Annotated in this window: 14 protein-coding genes; 8 read left to right on the top strand and 6 right to left on the bottom strand. The window is 71.8% G+C overall.

Annotated features, from left to right (window positions below; translation table 11 throughout):
- Positions 1-26: 26 nt before the first annotated feature.
- Both ABZW11_RS18840 and ABZW11_RS18835 read left to right on the top strand, forming a co-directional pair.
- Positions 27-413, top strand: coding sequence for an STAS domain-containing protein (locus ABZW11_RS18840; protein ID WP_169789150.1), 387 nt, complete (start codon positions 27-29; stop codon positions 411-413).
- 9 nt (positions 414-422) lie between these two features.
- Positions 423-1316, top strand: a complete 894-nt coding sequence (locus ABZW11_RS18835; RefSeq protein WP_355418629.1) for a sigma-70 family RNA polymerase sigma factor — start codon at positions 423-425, stop codon at positions 1314-1316.
- Between the two features lie 238 nt (positions 1317-1554).
- Here ABZW11_RS18835 and ilvD read toward each other — a convergent pair whose 3' ends face one another.
- Positions 1555-3204 carry a dihydroxy-acid dehydratase gene (gene ilvD, locus ABZW11_RS18830; RefSeq protein WP_355418627.1) on the bottom strand — a complete coding sequence of 550 codons (1650 nt, stop codon included), beginning with the start codon at positions 3202-3204 and terminating at the stop codon, positions 1555-1557.
- A 76-nt stretch (positions 3205-3280) separates the two neighbouring features.
- A complete protein-coding gene (locus tag ABZW11_RS18825) occupies positions 3281-4501 on the bottom strand; it encodes a saccharopine dehydrogenase C-terminal domain-containing protein (protein ID WP_355418625.1) in 1221 nt (406 codons plus the stop codon).
- A gap of 104 nt (positions 4502-4605) precedes the next feature.
- On the opposite strand from ABZW11_RS18825, the gene ABZW11_RS18820 reads away from it, so the two are divergent.
- Genes ABZW11_RS18820 through ABZW11_RS18810 form a run of 3 tightly spaced genes read left to right on the top strand, consistent with a single transcriptional unit; the run spans position 4606 to position 7207 of the window.
- Positions 4606-5364, top strand: a complete 759-nt coding sequence (locus ABZW11_RS18820; protein WP_355418623.1) for a TetR/AcrR family transcriptional regulator — start codon at positions 4606-4608, stop codon at positions 5362-5364.
- Between the two features lie 10 nt (positions 5365-5374).
- Complete coding sequence (locus tag ABZW11_RS18815) at positions 5375-6121, top strand: DNA-formamidopyrimidine glycosylase family protein (protein WP_355418621.1); 747 nt, start codon at positions 5375-5377, stop codon at positions 6119-6121.
- 36 nt (positions 6122-6157) lie between these two features.
- On the top strand, positions 6158-7207 hold the full coding sequence (locus ABZW11_RS18810; protein WP_355418619.1) for a spore photoproduct lyase family protein: 1050 nt from the start codon (positions 6158-6160) through the stop codon (positions 7205-7207).
- A gap of 72 nt (positions 7208-7279) precedes the next feature.
- Here the strand turns inward: ABZW11_RS18810 and ABZW11_RS18805 are convergent, their stop codons facing one another.
- The 4 genes from ABZW11_RS18805 to ABZW11_RS18790 form a co-directional block, all read right to left on the bottom strand.
- On the bottom strand, positions 7280-8503 hold the full coding sequence (locus tag ABZW11_RS18805) for a hypothetical protein (protein ID WP_355418617.1): 1224 nt from the start codon (positions 8501-8503) through the stop codon (positions 7280-7282).
- A 232-nt stretch (positions 8504-8735) separates the two neighbouring features.
- On the bottom strand, positions 8736-11255 hold the full coding sequence (locus tag ABZW11_RS18800; RefSeq protein WP_355418615.1) for a Tex family protein: 2520 nt from the start codon (positions 11253-11255) through the stop codon (positions 8736-8738).
- 27 nt (positions 11256-11282) lie between these two features.
- Positions 11283-12497 (bottom strand): amidohydrolase, encoded by a 1215-nt coding sequence (locus ABZW11_RS18795; protein ID WP_355418613.1) that lies wholly within the window; start codon positions 12495-12497, stop codon positions 11283-11285.
- Between the two features lie 151 nt (positions 12498-12648).
- Entirely contained in the window at positions 12649-13083 is a 435-nt protein-coding gene (locus tag ABZW11_RS18790) for an RpiB/LacA/LacB family sugar-phosphate isomerase (protein ID WP_355418611.1), read from the bottom strand.
- Between the two features lie 138 nt (positions 13084-13221).
- On the opposite strand from ABZW11_RS18790, the gene ABZW11_RS18785 reads away from it, so the two are divergent.
- The 3 genes from ABZW11_RS18785 to ABZW11_RS18775 are packed head-to-tail and all read left to right on the top strand — an operon-like array spanning position 13222 to position 17423.
- Complete coding sequence (locus ABZW11_RS18785; protein ID WP_355418609.1) at positions 13222-14280, top strand: DUF917 domain-containing protein; 1059 nt, start codon at positions 13222-13224, stop codon at positions 14278-14280.
- Positions 14273-15802, top strand: coding sequence for a hydantoinase/oxoprolinase family protein (locus ABZW11_RS18780; RefSeq protein WP_355418607.1), 1530 nt, complete (start codon positions 14273-14275; stop codon positions 15800-15802). Before ABZW11_RS18785 ends, ABZW11_RS18780 begins: the two co-directional genes overlap by 8 nt.
- Before the next feature lie 19 nt (positions 15803-15821).
- Positions 15822-17423: an ABC transporter substrate-binding protein gene (locus ABZW11_RS18775; protein WP_355418605.1), complete on the top strand. Its 1602-nt coding sequence runs from the start codon at positions 15822-15824 to the stop codon at positions 17421-17423.
- Positions 17424-17426 lie beyond the last annotated feature (3 nt).

The raw sequence follows: 17426 nt of genomic DNA, 5'->3' as shown, positions 1-17426 counted from the left end.
AGAGCGACGCGGGTAGGTGGAACTGGGTGACTTCGGAGCAGGCCTTGTCGATAAGCCTCGGACTCCAAGGACCCTGCGTCATCGCACGGTTGACGGGGGACTTCGACTTCGGCTCCGCCGCCGAGGTCCGAGACCGCGTGACCAAGGCCCTCGATCTCACCCAGCCGCCGCTGCTCGTGATCGACATGCAGGCCGTGAGCGTCTGCGACTCCTCCGGCCTGTCGGTGCTGGTCTACCTGCACAAAGCGGTCACCGCCTCCGGCGGGCGGCTGCTGCTGTCCGGGCTCAACGGCCGGTGCAAGCACCTGTTCGCGATCACCGCGCTCGACAAGTTCTTCGACATCCGCAGCACGGCCGAGCTGGCCATCGCCGAACTCAACGAAGCAGGGAATTCGCCGCCGTTTACCGGGTAGGGCCCGTGCATGGCGGCAGAAGAGCCCGACCTGCTCGGCATGTACCTCGAGCAGATCGGCAAGACCCCCTTACTCTCCGCTGACGACGAGGTCGACCTCGCCCGGCGGATCGAGGCCGGCCTGTACGCGGGCCATCTCATCGAGCGCGGCGCCGGCACGCCCGAACTCGAACACATCGTCCTTGACGGGCGGCGCGCCAAGGAGAAGCTGATCAGGTCGAACCTGCGGCTGGTGGTGGCGGTCGCCAGGCGCTACTCCTACCGGGGGCTGCCGCTGCTCGACGTCATCCAGGAGGGCAACCTGGGGCTGATCAGGGCGGTGGAGAAGTTCGACTACCGGCGCGGCTTCAAGTTCTCGACGTACGGGATGTGGTGGATCAAGCAGGCCATCGAGCGCGGCATCCACGACAAGAGCCGCACCGTACGCCTGCCGACCCACGTCGCCGAGGAGCTGGCGCGGCTGCTGCGCGTCGAGCGGCGCCTGGCCGTCGAGCTGGGCAGGGAGCCGACGGACGCCGAGCTGAGCGCGGCGGCGGAACGCACGCCCGCGCAGGTGGCCACGTTACGCCGGCTGGGCCAGGAGACCGTCAGCCTCGACCTGCCCGTCGGCGAGCACGGCGAGAGCAGGATCGGCGACATGATCGCCGACGAGGACGGGCTCGCGGTGCAGGAGCTGACCGAGCGCCGCGCGCTCAGCGCCGAGCTGCGCCAGGTGGTCACGTCGCTGCCGCCGCGCGAGGCGTTCGTGATCAACCTGAGGTACGGGCTGAGCGGCGAGCAGGCCCAGAGCTACACCGCGATCGCCGCGCATCTGGGCCTGACCAGGGAACGCATCAGGCAGCTGGAGAAACAGGCGCTCAAGCGGCTCAGACAAGGGGGGCCGCTGCTGGCCTGGGCGTCGTGAAACTCTCCTGAGCCTGCCTGGATCTGCTGAGGGGGACTCGCCGGGGGTTCAGGCGGTGACGAGGAGTGCCACCCCGATCAGCACCACGACCGGGACGAGCCACATCACGACCTCGGCGGCGAACTCCTTCATCATCGGGCAGGTCTCCATTCAGGTGAGGGCACGCGAAACGTCACTGCGCAGCATAGCCGCCCCGGGCGGCTGCCCGGTCCCCGGGGCGTGCCCCCACCCTCCTGGTTCAGGCGGTGACCGCGCCGTCCGAGGCCGAGCGGACCGAGGCGACGTACTTGGTCAGGACGCCGCGCTCGACCTCCCGCTCGGGCCGCCGCCACGCGGCCCTGCGCCGGGCCAGCTCGTCCTCCGGCACCAGCACGTCGAGCGTGCCGGCCGCGCTGTCGATCACCACCGGGTCGCCGTCCTGCACGAGCGCGATCGGCCCGCCGTGGTACGCCTCGGGCGCCACGTGCCCGATCACCAGGCCGTGCGAGACGCCGCTGAACCGGCCGTCGGTCACCAGCGCAACGGAGGTGCCGAGGCCCCGGCCGACCAGCGGACCGGTGATCGACAGCATCTCGCGCATGCCGGGGCCGCCCGCCGGGCCCTCGTACCTGACCACGATGACGTCGCCCGGCACGATGCGGCCCTCCTGGATCGCGACGTAGCAGTCGTTCTCCGAGTCGAACACCTTCGCCGGGCCCTCGTGCCGGAAGTCGTCCTTGCCGCCCAGCTTGAGCACCGCCCCGTCGGGCGCCAGCGAGCCGCGCAGGATGGCCAGCGCGCCGCGCTTCTTGAACGGCTTGTCCGCGCTCGCCACCACCCGCTGGCCCGGCGTCTCCACGGCGGCCTCGGCCACCTCGGGCAGCGTGCGGCCGTCCACCAGCGTGACGTTCTCGCGCAGCAGCCCCGCCTCCAGCAGCCGGCGCACCACCAGCGACGTGCCGCCGGCCCGCCACAGGTCGAGCGCCGTCGCGTCGCCGCCGCTCGGCTTGAGGCCGGTGATGATCGGCACCTCGCGGCAGACCTCGCCGATGCGGTCGATCTCCAGCGGCAGTCCCGCCTCGCGGGCGATCGCCAGCAGGTGCAGCACCGCGTTCGTGGAGCCGCCCATGGCCGCCACCGACACGATCGCGTTGTGCAGCGCGTCGGCGGTGAGCACCCGCGACGGGCGGGCGTCGCGGGCCAGCGCGTCCATGGCGATCTCGCCGATGCGGCGGGCCGCCGCGTTCTTCTCCTCCGCCACCGCCGGGATGTCGCCGATCCCGAACGGCGCGAGGCCCAGGAAGTCGGCGACCGCGCCCATGGTGTTGGCGGTGTACTGGGCGGCGCAGGTGCCCGCGCCGGGGCAGGCGTGCCTGGCCAGGTCGTCCAGGTCGGCCTGGTCGAGGCGGCCCACCTCGCGCTCGCCGAGCGCCTCCCACATGTCCTGGATCGTCACGTCACGTCCCCGCCAGCGGCCCGGCATCATGCTGCCGCTGTAGAGCACCACCGACGGCACGTCCAGCCGGGCCAGCGCCATGATCGCGGCCGGTACGGTCTTGTCGCAGCCCACGATGGCCACCAGCGCGTCGAACTGGTGGGCCCGTCCCATCAGCTCGATCGAGTCGGCGATCACCTCGCGGCTGATCAGCGACGTGCGCATGCCGGGCGTGTGCATGGTGAGGTTGTCGGAGACGGCGATCGTGTTGAACTCCATCGGCAGCCCGCCCGCCGCGCGCACCCCCTCCGCCACGTGTTCGGCCAGGTCGCGGTGGTTGAGGTTGCAGGGCATGGTGCCGGTCCAGGTGGAGGCGATGCCCACCACGGGGCGGCGCATCTCCTCCTCCGACAGGCCCATGGCGTACAGGTGGGAGCGGGCCGGTGCGCGGTCGGGGTCGTCGGCGATGCTCAAGGGGTCTTCCTCCCAAGTACGGGTCGAGGCACCTTTATGATCCAACGTCCCGTTTCCGTGCCGTCGCCCGGCCCCCTCACTGCTCGCGCATGCCCCACGGTGAGCCGTACGCGACCAGCAGATCCAGGAACGGGCGCGGCTCGAACGCCTCGGGCCCCAGCACGCCCGTGCCCTTCCAGACCCCCTCGGCCAGCAGCTCCAGGGCGATCACCGGGTTGACCGCGGTCTGCCAGACGACGGCCTGGCTGCCGTACTCGCGCATCGTCCACTGGTTGTCCACCACGTGGTACAGGTACACCTCGCGCGGCCGCCCGTCCTTGACGCCCTTGACCCACGTGCCCGCGCACGTCTTGCCGTGCATGCGCTCGCCCAGCCCGGCCGGGTCGGGCAGCACGGCGGCCACCACGTCGCGCGGCGACACCTCGACCGTGCCGTCCCCGGTGCGCACCTCGACCGGGTCCGTGCGGTCCACGCCGATCGCGTGCAGCGTCTTCAGCGCGCCGATGAACTCCTCGCCCAGGCCGTACTTGAACGTCACCCGCCGCGCCGGGATCCATCGCGGCACCAGCACGACCTCCTCGTGCTCGACGTTCACGCACTCCACGGGGCCGATCCCGTCGGGGAAGTCGAAGACCTCGGGCTCGCTGAACGGCTCGGTGGTGTACCAGCCGCGGTCCTTCTCGTAGATCAGCGGCGGGTTGAGGCACTCCTCGATCGTGGTCCAGATCGAGAACGAGGGCGCGAACTCGTAGCCCTCGACGGTCAGGTTGCCGCCGTCCCTGATGCCGATCTCCTCGATCTCGTCGAACAGCTCGTCGGCGGCGTAGCGGGCGAAGACGTCGGCCAGGCCCGGCTCCACCCCCATGCCCACCAGCGCCAGCCCGCCGCGCTCGGTCCACGCGCCCGCCCTGGCGAACTGCTCGTCGCCCAGCTTGACGCCGACCTCCTCGTAGGGGCGCTCCGGGTGCGGCCTGGACATCGACATCGCCATGTCGAGGTAGTCAGCGCCGGCGGCGAGCGCGGCGTCGAACAGCGGCAGCACGAAACGCGGGTCGGTGGCGTTGAGCAGCACGTCGCAGCGGTGCTCGGCGAGCAGGCCGGTGACGGCGCGGGCGTCGGCGGCGTCGATCCTGGCCGGGGTGAACCTGGCGGCGGCGTCGCCGAGGGCGGCGACGGCGGCCTTGGCACGGGGGAGGTCGTAGTCGGCGACCACCATGTGGTCGAAGAACGGGCGGCGGGCGGCGATCCGGGTGATGGCGGTGCCCACGCCGCCGGCTCCCACGAGAAGGATACGCATGACGAAAAATCCCCTTTTAACAGCTTTTCTGGGGGTGTGTCCGCTCATCCAACGCCCGTACGCTGAACAACGTCAATGGCGTTGGCATAAGGAGGGCGACCTGGATGGCCAAGCGGGTGGTGCCTGAGACGGCGCGCCGGCGGCGGCGTCCCACCAAACAGGGACAGGTGCTCACGCACGGGCTCATCGTCGAGACCGCGCTGCGCATGCTGCACGAGCACGGGGCCGCCGGGCTCACCGCGCGCCGGCTCGGGCTGGCGCTCGGCGCCGACGCGAGCACCGTCTATCGGTACTTCCGCGGCATGGACGACCTGGTGCTGGCGATCGCGGACGAGCTGTTCGGGCACGCCGTCAACCGGTTCGACCCGACCGGTGACTGGCGGGGCGACCTGCGGGAGCTGGGGCTGCGCATCCACCACGCCTATCTGGCGCATCCGCAGGCGGCGCTGCTGACCGCGTCGCGGGTCACGGGGCGGCCCAACGAGGTGGCGGGGGACGAGATGATCCTGGGGATCCTGCGGGGGGCGGGGTTCGGGGATGAGGACGCAGTCCGGATTTATCACGCTTTCATTGACCAAAGCCTGGCATTCTCCATCCTCGATGCCGCCACCCTGGCCCTGCCCCCGGCGGCCCGCGAGGCCGACGAGGAGGTCTGGCGCGACACGTACGCCCGCCTCCCCGCCGCCACCCACCCCCACATCGCCGCCACCGCGCCCCTGCTGGTGGCCCGCATGAACGACAGCGCCTACCCGACAGCGCTGGACATGCTGCTGTCCAGCGCGGAGGACCAGCTCACCCGCTCGTCCGGCGCGGTGGGTCGACTCACCCGCTCGTCCGGCGCGGCGAGGCCGGGCACCGGGTAGGCACTCCGGCATGCCGGAAGGACATCTGACCCACCGCCACGCCCGCGAACAGCACGCCGACCTGGGCGGGCGGGTCGTGCGCGCGGCCGGGCCGCAGGGGCGCTTCGACGCCAGGCCGTACGACGGGCGGGCGCTGCAGTCGGTCGAGGCGCTGGGCAAGCACCTGCTCTACCACTTCGACGGCGTACCGGCCGTCCACGTGCACCTCGGCATGCGCGGCATCTTCCTGCGCCACCCCGACCCCGGCACCCCGCCCCGTGCGGGCACCCGGCTGCGGCTGGCCACGGACGACGTCGCGTACGACCTCATCGCCCCCTCCACCTGCGAGCAGCTCGACGCGGACGGCGTCGCCGCACTGCGCACCTCGCTCGGCCCCGACCCGCTGCGCGACGACGCCCCGGAGGAGGAGGCGGTACGGCGGCTGCGGGCGTTCCGGGGTCCTGTGGGCGCGGCCGTGCTCGACCAGAAGGTGTGGGCGGGCGTCGGCAACGCGTGGCGGGCGGAGCTGCTGTTCCTGACCGGGCTGCATCCCGGGGTCCGCGACCTGGACGCCGCCACGGCCGGGCGGCTGTGGGAGGCGGCGCGGACGTACATGGCCCTGGGGCGCGACGCCGGGCAGGTGGTGAGCGACCCGGCGGCGCCCGACGAGCGCTGGGTCTACAAGCGCGAGCACTGCCGCCGCTGCGGTGCAGCCGTCCTGACCTGGCAGCTCGCCTCCCGGACCGCGTACGCCTGTCCAGTGGACCAGCCCGGGTAGCCTGGAAGTGAGATGACAGTCACGATCAGTAACTCTTTGCTGGATATCCGCCGCATTTACCTCGAACCGGCCGCAGCCGAGCTGCCGCGAGGGCAGGAGATCCTCGCCCGCTTCCCCGGGGCCGAGCTGATCGAGGTCGAAAGCCACCACCGCATCCCCGAGCTGTACGGCGACGAGACCAACGTGAGCCGCTGGGTGCGCATCAAGACCGAGTCGCTCGTGCTCGGCATCAAGAAGTCGCTCACCGCCCGCCCCAACGGCCGCTCGTCCGACTTCATCGCGCCGTCCACCGCCAACGGCTGCGCCATGGCGTGCGCCTACTGCTACGTGCCGCGCCGCAAGGGCTACAGCAACCCGATCACCGTCTTCGCCAACATCGACAAGATCCTCGGCTACCTCGAACGCCACGCCGGGCGGCAGGGCGTCAAACCCGAGCCCGACCAGGTCGACCCGCGCGACTGGGTCTACGACATCGGCGAGAACTCCGACTGCTCGGTCGACGCCACCATCTCCGACAACGTGCGCGACCTGGTGGACCTCTTCGGGCGGCTGCCCAACGCCAAGGCCAGCTTCGCCACCAAGTACGTCAACCGCGACCTGCTCTCCTGGGAACCGCGCGGCGGCACCCGGGTGCGCTTCAGCCTCATGCCGGCGGCCGACTCCAAGCTGCTCGACATCCGCACCTCGCCCGTCGCCGACCGCATCGAGGCCATCAACGACTTCGTGGCCGCCGGGTACGAGGTGCACGTCAACTTCAGCCCTGTCGTCGTACGCGAGGGGTGGCTCGACGACTGGGCCGAACTCCTCACCCACCTCGACGACGCCCTCAGCCCCGAGGCCCGCGCCCAGCTCGCCGCCGAGATCATCTTCCTGACCCACAACGACCGCCTGCACGAGGTCAATCTGGGCTGGCACCCGAAGGCCGAGGAAGTGCTGTGGCGCCCGGACCTCCAGCAGCCGAAACGCTCCCAGACGGGCGGCTGGAACGTCCGCTACCGCACCGGCCACAAGGGCCGCTACGTCGCAGCGCTCACCGACCTCATCAACGACCGCCTGCCCCACTGCACCATCCGCTACGCCTTCTGACCGCCCACGCCGTCCTGTCGGCCTTCTGACCGCCCACACTGTCCTGTCAGGCAAGGACCGTTCGCTGATGGGTTAACCCTCACGGGCGGCCAGAGCGAGGCGCTTGTTGAGCGAGGCAAGGGACTCGTCCGCCATGAGAGCGGGCAGACGGGGTGCGTCGTGGTCGATCTGCCGCAACACGGCCGAGTGGCCGCCCTGACGCATCGTCCAGGCCCGCACCACGTCAGGCATCGCCTCGATCGCCGCCTCGGACAGGATGGCCTCCCGAGGCAGCCACCGCGTCAGGAACTGCGACACCCGCGCCGGACTCCACCACAGCGTCCGCTCACCGACGAACGCCATCAACACCTCGAACGCCTCCCGCGCGCCGGGCCCCTCAGGCATCTGCTCAGGCGCAGGCTCTCCCGCCACTCCAGCCGAGCCGGTGGTTTCGGCGGGTGCCGCCGTCTCAGTGATGCCGGCCGTTTCGGCACTCAGACCCGTTCGAGAGCCGGACACATCATGCTGCGGGCCGGCAGCCGATCCGGTGTCGCGAAGGTGCGCCCCTTCCAGTGCGGTGCGGGCCCGCGTGATCGCGAACGGCCGCACCCCCGGCAGGGTGTCGGCCACCTGTGCCCCCATGACGCGGTCGGTGAGCGCGAACGCATCCAGCATCCTGGCCGCCACGCTCTCGGGAGGCGTCGGCCGCAGATCCAGCTCGTCGAGGAACTTCGCCTCCTCCACCAGCGCGTCCACCGCCAGGCCGCCGCTGGGCTGGTCGATGCCGACGACGAGGATGTGCGGCTCCTTGCCGTTGTCGTACCGGAACGACAGCACCGCCAGCACCTGCTCGCCGTAGGGATCGGCCTTCCCGTACCAGCCGCCCTCGCACCGAACCCTACCCATCCGCCGCACCCACCCGGCCAAAGTGCCGGCCACCCCACGCCCAGCCACCGCGAACAGCTCACCCACGCCCGAAGCGCCCTCAGCACCTCCGGCGCCATCCACGGAGCCCTCACCCTCAGCAGCGGAAGACACCGAACCCTCGGCCTCGCCGCCAGGCGAAGTCGCGCCCTCGCCCTCGTCACCCCGAGCAGGGGCGTCGGTAGGGCGGTTGACTGCGGCGAGAGCGGCCAGAGCGAGACGAGCCTCCATCCCGCCGTCCTCGGCGGCCCGCCGCAGGAACTCCTCCACCTGCCCCGACCCCTCCAGCCCGGCCGTGAGCCTGGCCGCCCACAGCTCGGTACGCAACGGAGAGCGCCACCTGAGCAGGTCGCGAGCCTGGGTGATCGCCGTATCGAACGCAGTGCTGCTCACTCTTAGACCGTATCGCCACGCGCCTTGCCACCAGCCCGCCCAGCCCCACGTTCGCCACCAGCCGAGAGACCTTTGGCCCACCCACCTTCCCGCCACGGTTCGCCGGCTGAGCCCTACGTTGGGGCGGTCGCGGCTTGAGCGCGGGTGTGCGTGGAGATTGGGGCTGGTCAGGGCCAGCAGGGCGGCGGTCCCGGCCGGAGCGTGGGTTTCGGGCGGGACCGCCGTTCAGTTGTCAGCGGGAGTCGCCGCCGAGGCCGGCCTTTCTCAAAGCTTCGGCCATGGCGCCCGTCGGGGCCGGGCGGTCCTGGCGGCGCTGGCCGCCGCGGCCTCCGTCGCCGCGGCCACGTCCGCCGCCGTTGCCGCCCTGGCCACGTCCGCCCTGTCCGCCCTGTCCGCGGCCTCCGTCGCCACGGCCGCCCTCGCCACGCGAGCCCTGGCCGCGTCCGCCATCTCCGCGGCCGCCCTCACCGCGTCCGCCGTTGCCGCGGCCGCCCTCGCCGCGACCGCCGGCGCCGCGAGATCCGTCACCGCGTCCGCCTTCACTGCGAGATCCGTCGCGGGGGCCCTGGCGGCCGGCGCCCCTGCGGGGAGTGTCGGTGTCTTCCTGGGTGGTCTCGTCTTCCAGGCGCAAGGTCAGGGAGATGCGCTTGCGGGGGATGTCGACCCCCAGGACCTTGACGCGGACGATGTCGCCCGGCTTGACCACGTCGCGCGGGTCGGAGACGAACGTGCGGGACATGGCCGAGACGTGGACGAGGCCGTCCTGGTGGACGCCGACGTCGACGAACGCGCCGAACGCCGCCACGTTGGTGACCACGCCCTCAAGGATCATGCCGGCCGTCAGGTCGGACAGCTTTTCGACGCCCTCCTTGAAGGTGGCCGTCTTGAAGGCGGGACGCGGGTCGCGGCCGGGCTTCTCCAGCTCGCGCAGGATGTCGGTGACGGTCGGCAGGCCGAAGGTGTCGTCGGTGAAGGCGCGCGGGTCGAGGGAGCGCAGCGCCGCCGTGTTGCCGATCAGCGTTTTGAGGTCGGTCTTGGCCGAGGTCAGGATGCGGCGCACCACCGGGTAGGACTCGGGGTGCACGGCGGAGACGTCGAGCGGGTCGTCGCCGCCCCTGATGCGCAGGAAGCCCGCGCACTGCTCGAACGCCTTGGGCCCGAGTCGCGGCACGCTCTTGAGCGCGGAGCGGGTGCGGAAGGGGCCGTTGGCGTCGCGGTGGCGCACGATGCTCTCGGCGAGCGTGGCGCCGATGCCGGACACGCGGGTGAGCAGCGGGGCCGAGGCGGTGTTGACGTCGACGCCGACCGCGTTGACGCAGTCTTCGACGACGGCGTCGAGCGAGCGGGACAGCTTGGACTCGGCGAGGTCGTGCTGGTATTGGCCGACCCCGATGGACTTGGGGTCGATCTTGACCAGCTCGGCCAGCGGGTCCTGCAGCCGCCGCGCGATGGAGACGGCGCCGCGCAGCGACACGTCGAGCTCGGGCAGCTCCTGCGAGGCGTAGGGGGAGGCGGAGTAGACGGACGCGCCGGCCTCGGACACGACGATCTTGGTGAGCGACGGCATGTGCTTGACCAGCTCGCCGGCCAGCTTGTCGGTCTCGCGGGAGGCCGTGCCGTTGCCGATGGCGATCAGCTCGACGCCGTGGCGCTGGGCGAGCGCGCCGAGCACCGCCAGCGACTGGTCCCACTGCCGCTTGGGCTCGTGGGGGTAGATGGTGGCGGTGTCGACGACCTTGCCGGTGGCGTCGACCACCGCGACCTTGACGCCGGTGCGCAGGCCGGGGTCGAGCCCCATGGTCGGCCGCGCGCCGGCCGGCGCGGCGAGCAGCAGGTCGCGCAGGTTGGCGGCGAAGACCCGCACCGCTTCGTCCTCGGCGGCCTGCCACAGCCGCATGCGCAGGTCGATGCCCAGGTGGACGAGGATGCGGGTGCGCCACGCCCAGCGCACGGTCTCATTGAGCCACTTGTCGGCCGGACGCCCCTGGTCGGAGATGCCGAACCTGGCGGCGATGCGCATCTCGTAGTCGGGGCTGTCGTCGGGCTCAAGGGTGACGGAGAGGATCTCCTCCTTCTCGCCCCTGAACATGGCGAGGATGCGGTGGGAGGGCAGCTTGGGGAACGGCTCGCCGAAGTCGAAGTAGTCGGCGAACTTGGCCCCCGCCTCCTCCTTGCCCTCGCGGACCTTCGACACCAGCCGGCCGCGGGTCCACAGCTGCTCGCGCAGGCCGCCGATCAGGTCGGCGTCTTCCGCGAAGCGCTCGATGAGGATGGCCCGCGCGCCTTCGAGCGCCGCGCCCGCGTCGGCGACGCCCTCGGTGACGAAGCCCTCGGCGGTGGCGGCGGGGTCGAGCGAGGGGTCGGCGAGCAGCTTGTCGGCCAGCGGCTCGAGCCCCAGCTCGCGGGCGATCTGCGCCTTGGTGCGCCGCTTGGGCTTGTAGGGCAGGTAGATGTCCTCGAGCCTGGCCTTGGTCTCGGCCGCCATGATCTGCTCACGCAGCTCGTCGTCGAGCTTGCCCTGGGACTCGATGGACTCCAGGATCGCCGTCCTGCGCTCCTCGAGCTCGCGCAGGTAGCGCAGCCGCTCCTCCAGCGTGCGCAGCTGCGCGTCGTCGAGAGCGCCGGTGGCCTCTTTGCGGTATCGCGCGATGAACGGCACGGTCGCGCCGCCGTCGAGCAGCTCGACGGCCGCCTGCACCTGGCCGTCGCGCACGCCGAGCTCTGCGGCGATCCGCTGGTGAATAGAGAGCACTTGCCTGCCTTTCGATGGTCCCGCCGGTCAATTGTGCAGGACGACGCCGTCCTTCATGACCAGAGTGCGCGCAGGGTGAACGACCACGGCCTCCGCCGCGCTCCCGCACGGCACCACGACCAGGTCGGCGCGGTCGCCGGGGGCCAGGCCGTAGGAGCCGAGGCCGAGCAGGCGGGCGCCGCCCGTGGTGGCGGCCTCCAGGGCCAGCTCGATGTCGTCGTCCCTGCGGAAGGTGCTGCGGTAGGCGAGGTGCATGGCGCGCTCCAGCATGTCACCGCTGCCGTACGGCCCCCACAGGTCGCGGATGCCGTCGTGCCCGCACGCGAGCGTGACCCCCGCGGCCCGCAGCCGTTTCACGGGCGGCACGGGGAAGCTGTAGACCGCCGCGGTGACGAGCGCCACCCCGGCATCGGCCAGCCCGTCGATGAGCCGGCCCTGGGCGGCGTCGTCGAGCTGCCCCAGCGCGTACGCATGACTGACGGCCACCCGGCCGCCCAGCCCGAGCACGCGGGTGCGCTCGATGATCAGCTCCAGCTCCCACCCGCCCAAGGTGCCGCCGTCGTGGAGATGGATGTCGAGGCGGGCGCCGAAGCGCTCGGCCAGCCCGAAGACGACGTCGAGGTGGCGCACAGGGTCGCGGTCGATGCCCGCCGGGTCGAGCCCGCCCACGGCCTCCACGCCGTTCTTCAGCGCCTCTTCGAGCAGCTCGGCCGTGCCGGGATTGGTCAGCACGCCGTGCTGGGGGAAGGCGACCTGGCGCACGTCGATCGGCAGGCCGGCGGCGGCCTCGCGGACCGCCTCGACGCCGCGCAGCCCCACCTGCGGGTCGATGTCGGTGTGGGTGCGCACGTGGGCGGTGCCGAAGGCGCTCATGCGCTCCAGCAGCGCCCTGACGCGCGGCACGCTCGGGACGCCCAGCTCGGCGCGGCGGCCGAGGTCGTTGCCGATGCGGCCGGCGAGCGTGTCGTCGGCCGAGTGGGGCACCCAGGGGCCGCCGTGGAGCGTCTTGTCGAGGTGGCAGTGGGCTTCGACCAGGCCGGGCAGCACCACCTGCCCCGTGACGTCGACGACCCGCGCCTGCGGCGGCGCCTCGATGCGCGGCGCCACCTGCGCGATGCGCCCGTCGCGCACCAGGAGGTCGGCGGGCTCACGGGCCGGCTGACGGGCCGGCTGATGGGCCGGCTGATGGGCCGGCTGATGGGGCCGCCACACCAGCCCGCCGCGGAGCAGGACGAGGGTCATGCCCAGCACCCTACGGCCAGGGACCGACGATTTCCCGGCGTCCGTGGTGACAGGACTCTCTCCCGGCAGGGCCCTCTCCGGCCGTCCTCCCGGCCGGAGGATGCGGGGAGGGAGACTCTCCCGCGACGGCGGCCCCGACGCCCGCGGCCGGTCAGATGTGGTCGACGTGGGTGATGTTGGCCTGGTCGGCGGGGTCGTCGCTGGGACGGCCGGCGAACCAGGCGTCGAGGATCTCGTCGAGCACCACGTCCGAGGTCAGCCGCAGGCTCAGCGCGAGCACGTTGGCGTCGTTCCACTTGCGGGCCCCGTCGGCCGTGTACGCGTCCACGCACAGCGCCGCCCGCACCCCCGGCACCTTGTTGGCCGCCATCGACGCCCCCGTGCCGGTCCAGCAGCACACGACGCCCTGCTCAGCACGCCCCTCGGCGACGTCGCGCGCGGTCAGCTCGCAGGCCCACGCCCAGTCGTCGCGCTCGTGGTCGTCGAGCGCGCCGTGCGTGACGACGTCGTGGCCGCGCCTGCGCAGCTCCGCCACGACCCGCTCGGCCACGCCGTCCTTGCTGTCGGCGGCCACCGAAATCCGCATGCGGACCTCCATCCCTCGTCCCCACACATATCAGGACAACGGAATCGGTGCATGGGGATCGTTTTCACCCGTGCGAAACGTGCTGGACTGGCGGAATGTGCGCCCATGTGGTTGGTTGTGTCGCCAATGAGGATTGATGTGAGTGACATCCAGGCCCTCGCCCGTGGCTGTGCCGTGCTCGGCACCGGCGGCGGGGGCGACGTCCGTTCAGGATCGCTGGCCGCGGTGCGCGCCATCCGCGAGCACGGCCCCGTCCCGCTCGTCACCTTGGACGACCTGGCGGACGACGCTCTCATGGTGCCGCTGTCCGGCATCGGCGCCCCGACGGTGAGCCACGAGATGATCCACGGCGAGGACGAGCCCCAACGCATCGCCGAGGAGGTCGAGCGGGTCTTCGGCCGCCCGCCGAGCGCGATCATGTCATCGGAGATCGGCGGCGCGAACGGCGTCGCGCCGGTCGCCTGGGCGGCCCAGCTCGGCCTGCCGCTGCTCGACGCCGACGGCATGGGACGCGCGTTCCCCGAGGTCCAGATGATCTCCATGTACGTCGCGGGCGTCCCCGCCGACATCGTGATCATGTCGGACGTCGCGGGCAACGTGGTCACCATCCGCCCGCTCGACGGCCTCTGGTCGGAGCGCATCGCGCGGGCCGTCTGCGTGGCCGTGGGCTCGCACGCGCTGATGGCCGACTTCATCCTCACCGGCGCCACGGCCAGGGGCGCGGTCATCGAGGGTACGGTGACCCGCGCCCTGGAGGTCGGCAGGGCCACGCAGGGCGCGTCAGACCCCCTGGAGGCGCTGCGCGCGCGTCTGGGCGCGGCCAGGCTGATCACCGGCAAGCTGACCGACGTCGAGCGGCGCACGACGGGCGGCTTCGTCCGCGGCACCGCCGTCATCGAGGGCACCGGCGACGACCGTGGCCGCCGCCTGAGCCTGGAGCTGCAGAACGAGAACCTCGTCGCGATCGAGGAGGGCCGCGCCCGCGCCATGGTGCCCGACCTGATCACGGTCGTGGACACCGAGACGGCCGCCGCGATCCAGACCGAGGCGCTCAGGTACGGCCAGCGCGTGACGGTCCTCGCCTGGCCCTGCGACCCGCTCTGGCGTACGGGCAAGGGCCTGGAGACGGCCGGCCCGCGTGCCTTCGGATACGACCTGGACTACGTCCCCGTTGAGGAGCTGAACGCGCGTGGCTGACCTGCGCATCGGGATCGACGTCGGCGGCACGAACACCGACGCCGTGGTGCTGGACGCGGACGGCCGGGTGCTCGCCAAGGCCAAGCGGCCGACCACCCCCGAGGTGACCGACGGCCTGCGCGGGGCGCTGGACGCCGTACTGGAGCAGGTCGGGGACCGCTCCGACGTCACGCGGGTCATGCTGGGCACCACGCACGCCACGAACGCGATCCTGGAGCGCCGCGCGCTCGGCCGGGTGGCCGTGCTGCGGCTCGGCGCGCCCGCCACCACGGCGGTGCCGCCGCTGTCCGACTGGCCGGACGACCTGCGCAAGGTCGTCTCGGCCGGCGAGGCGATCGTGCCGGGCGGCCACTACGTGGACGGCCGCGAGATCGGCCCGCTCGACCTGGACGCCGTGCGCCGCTTCCTCGACGGCGTCGAGGCGGACGCGGTGGCGGTCACCGGCGTGTTCAGCCCGGCCGACGCCGCCCATGAGCGGCGGGTGGCGGATCTGGTGGCGGCCGAGTACGGGCTGCCGGTGTCGGTGAGCCACGAGATCGGCTCGCTCGGCCTGCTCGAACGCGAGAACGCGACCGTGCTGAACGCCGCACTGTACGGCGTCGCCGCCCAGGTCACCGACGCCCTGGTCACGGCGCTGGCCGAGCGCGGGCTGAGCGCACGCCCTTACCTGGCGCAGAACGACGGCACGCTGATGACCCTGGAGCAGGCCGCCCGCCTGCCGGTCTCCACGATCGGCTCGGGCCCGGCGAACTCGCTGCGCGGCGCCGCGTACCTGTCGGGGGTGTCGGACGCGATCGTCGTGGACGTCGGCGGCACCTCCACCGACCTGGGGGTGCTGGCCGGCGGGTTCCCGAGGGAGTCGGCGGCGGCGACCGAGATCGGCGGCGTGCTCACCAACTTCCGCATGCCGGACATCCTGGCCATCGCGCTCGGCGGCGGCACCGTGGTGCGCCCCGGCGGGCTCGGCCCCGACTCGGTGGGCTACCGGATCGCCACGGAGGCGCTGGTGTTCGGCGGGACGACGGCGACGATGACCGACGCCGCCGTCACGGCGGGCCGCGTGCCGCCGGGCGCCGGCGATTGGCGGGAGCGCCTGCGAGGTGACGACGTGCTGACGGGTGCGGTCGCGATCGCCGACGAGCTGGTCGCCGACGCCGTGGACAGGATGACGCTGGGCCGCGCCGACCGTCCCCTGGTCGCGGTGGGCGGCGGCGCGTTCCTGCTGCCCCCCGAGATCCCCGGGGTGAGCCGGGTGATCAGGCCGGAGCACGCCGAGGTGGCCAACGCGGTCGGGGCCGCCATCGCGCTCGCGAGCGGCAGAGTGGATACGATCTTGCCTGCGGGAGAAAGCCGGACACAGGCCATCGAAAGCGCTGAAGAGGAGGCGCGTGCGCGGGCCGTGGCGGCGGGGGCCGACCCCTCCGCGGTGGAGATCGTGGACCTTCTCGAGGTGCCGCTGAGCTATCTCTCCGAGCCCGCCGTGCGGGTGCACGTCAAAGCAGCCGGACCCCTCGCCCGGTGAATATCGAAAGGATCCCCCCATGCGCTGGCACAAGCGACTGTTCGTCGCCGGGGTGGCCGGTGTCCTGGCTCTGACCGCGTCGGCGTGCGCGGGCGGCCAGGTACGCGGCGCCGGCGGCACCCCAGAGCCCCGCGCGAGCACGGGCGCCCCGGCGGGCGGGCAGGTCAACGACAGCACGTTCGTCTACGCCCCCAACCACGACGTGGTCACCGACTGGGACCCCGCGACCTCCTACTCCAACGAGATCATCGCGCTGTCCAACATCTACGAGGGCCTGACCAGGTACGACGCGCAGGCCAAGCAGGCCAGGCCGCGCCTCGCCACCGAGTGGAAGTCGTCGGGCGACGGCAAGCAGTGGACGTTCACGCTGCGGCAGGGCGTCACGTTCCACTCGGGCGCCACGATGGACGCCGAGGCCGTCAAGAAGGCCATCGAGCGCACGAAGGACAAGAAGGGCGGCGCCGCCTACATCTGGGATCCGGTCGAGAAGATCGAGACGCCCGACGCGAGCACCGTCGTCTTCGACCTCAAGTACGCCGCCCCGCTCGACCTCGTCGCCGCCTCCGGCTACGCGGCCTGGATCTACGACGTGGACGCGGTGGACGCCGACGGCGAGAAGACCGCCGGGACCGGCCCGTACACGATCGACTCCTGGCAGAAGGGCAAGGAGAACGAGCTCACGCTCAAGGCGTTCGAGGACTACTGGGGCGGCTGGAAGCCTGAGCAGTACAAGAAGGTGACCTTCCGCGTCACGCCCGAGATCACCACCGCCTGGCAGCTGCTGCAGCGCGGCGAGGTGAACTTCGTGGAGCGGCTCAACCCGCAGCTGTTCGACCAGGCGCGCGACACGCAGGGCGTGCAGGTGAAGGAGACGGAGTCGTTCCAGAACCTGCTGGTGCTCTTCAACACCGCCGAGGGCCCGGCGAAGGACGTCAGGATCAGGCAGGCGCTGCAGCTCGCCATCGACTACGACGGCCTGTCGGCGGCGCTGGAGGGCGCCGGGCACAAGGCGAGCGGCCTGGTGCCGCCCGGCCTGCTCGGCCATGCCGAGAACATGCAGCCCAAGCAGGACCTCGTCAAGGCGCAGGAGCTGCTGGCCGAGGCCGGGTACGGCCCCGACAACCCCGAGCTGAAGCTCAGCCTCACCTACGGCATCGGCGACGAGGACCAGAAGCTGCTGGTCACGCTGCTCAGCTCGGCGCTGCAGAAGCTCAACGTGACGCTCCAGGCCAAGCCCATGAACTGGAGCGCGCAGTGGGACCTCGGCAAGAAGCGCGGCCAGGACATCTTCGTCATGTACTGGTACCCGGACTATCCGGACGCCTACTCGTGGTTCCTCAACGTGTTCAAGAGCGCGGACAAGCCGCAGTTCAACCTGTCCTACCTGAAGAACGCCGAGATCGACGCGGCCATCGACAAGCTGCCCGAGCTGACCGCGACGGACGTCTCGGCCGCCGCGGACTCCTATGAGGAGCTGCAGCGGAAGATCATCCAGGAGGAGGCGGCGGTGGCCGTGCCGTACGTGCAGACGTACCAGCGCGCGCTGTCGTCCGACGTCCAGGGATACACGGACAATCCCGCCTATCCCAACGTGGTCTTCTTCTACGACCTCAAGCGCTAGGCC

This window comes from Nonomuraea sp. NPDC004580, assembly GCF_040609855.1.
GTDB classification, from domain to species: Bacteria; Actinomycetota; Actinomycetes; order Streptosporangiales; family Streptosporangiaceae; genus Nonomuraea; species Nonomuraea salmonea.
This window is presented reverse-complemented; position numbering and strand designations above follow the sequence as displayed.

Bases quoted from the DNA above. Each gene is read 5' to 3' on its own strand.
- ABZW11_RS18795 (WP_355418613.1), bottom strand. From the start codon at position 12,497: ATGACCCTCGTCCTGCTCCGCGGCGGGCTGGTGTGGCGGCCCCATCAG.
- ABZW11_RS18775 (WP_355418605.1), top strand. From the start codon at position 15,822: ATGCGCTGGCACAAGCGACTGTTCGTCGCCGGGGTGGCCGGTGTCCTG.
- ABZW11_RS18815 (WP_355418621.1), top strand. From the start codon at position 5,375: ATGCCGGAAGGACATCTGACCCACCGCCACGCCCGCGAACAGCACGCC.
- ABZW11_RS18790 (WP_355418611.1), bottom strand. From the start codon at position 13,083: ATGCGGATTTCGGTGGCCGCCGACAGCAAGGACGGCGTGGCCGAGCGG.
- ABZW11_RS18825 (WP_355418625.1), bottom strand. From the start codon at position 4,501: ATGCGTATCCTTCTCGTGGGAGCCGGCGGCGTGGGCACCGCCATCACC.
- ABZW11_RS18835 (WP_355418629.1), top strand. From the start codon at position 423: ATGGCGGCAGAAGAGCCCGACCTGCTCGGCATGTACCTCGAGCAGATC.
- ABZW11_RS18820 (WP_355418623.1), top strand. From the start codon at position 4,606: ATGGCCAAGCGGGTGGTGCCTGAGACGGCGCGCCGGCGGCGGCGTCCC.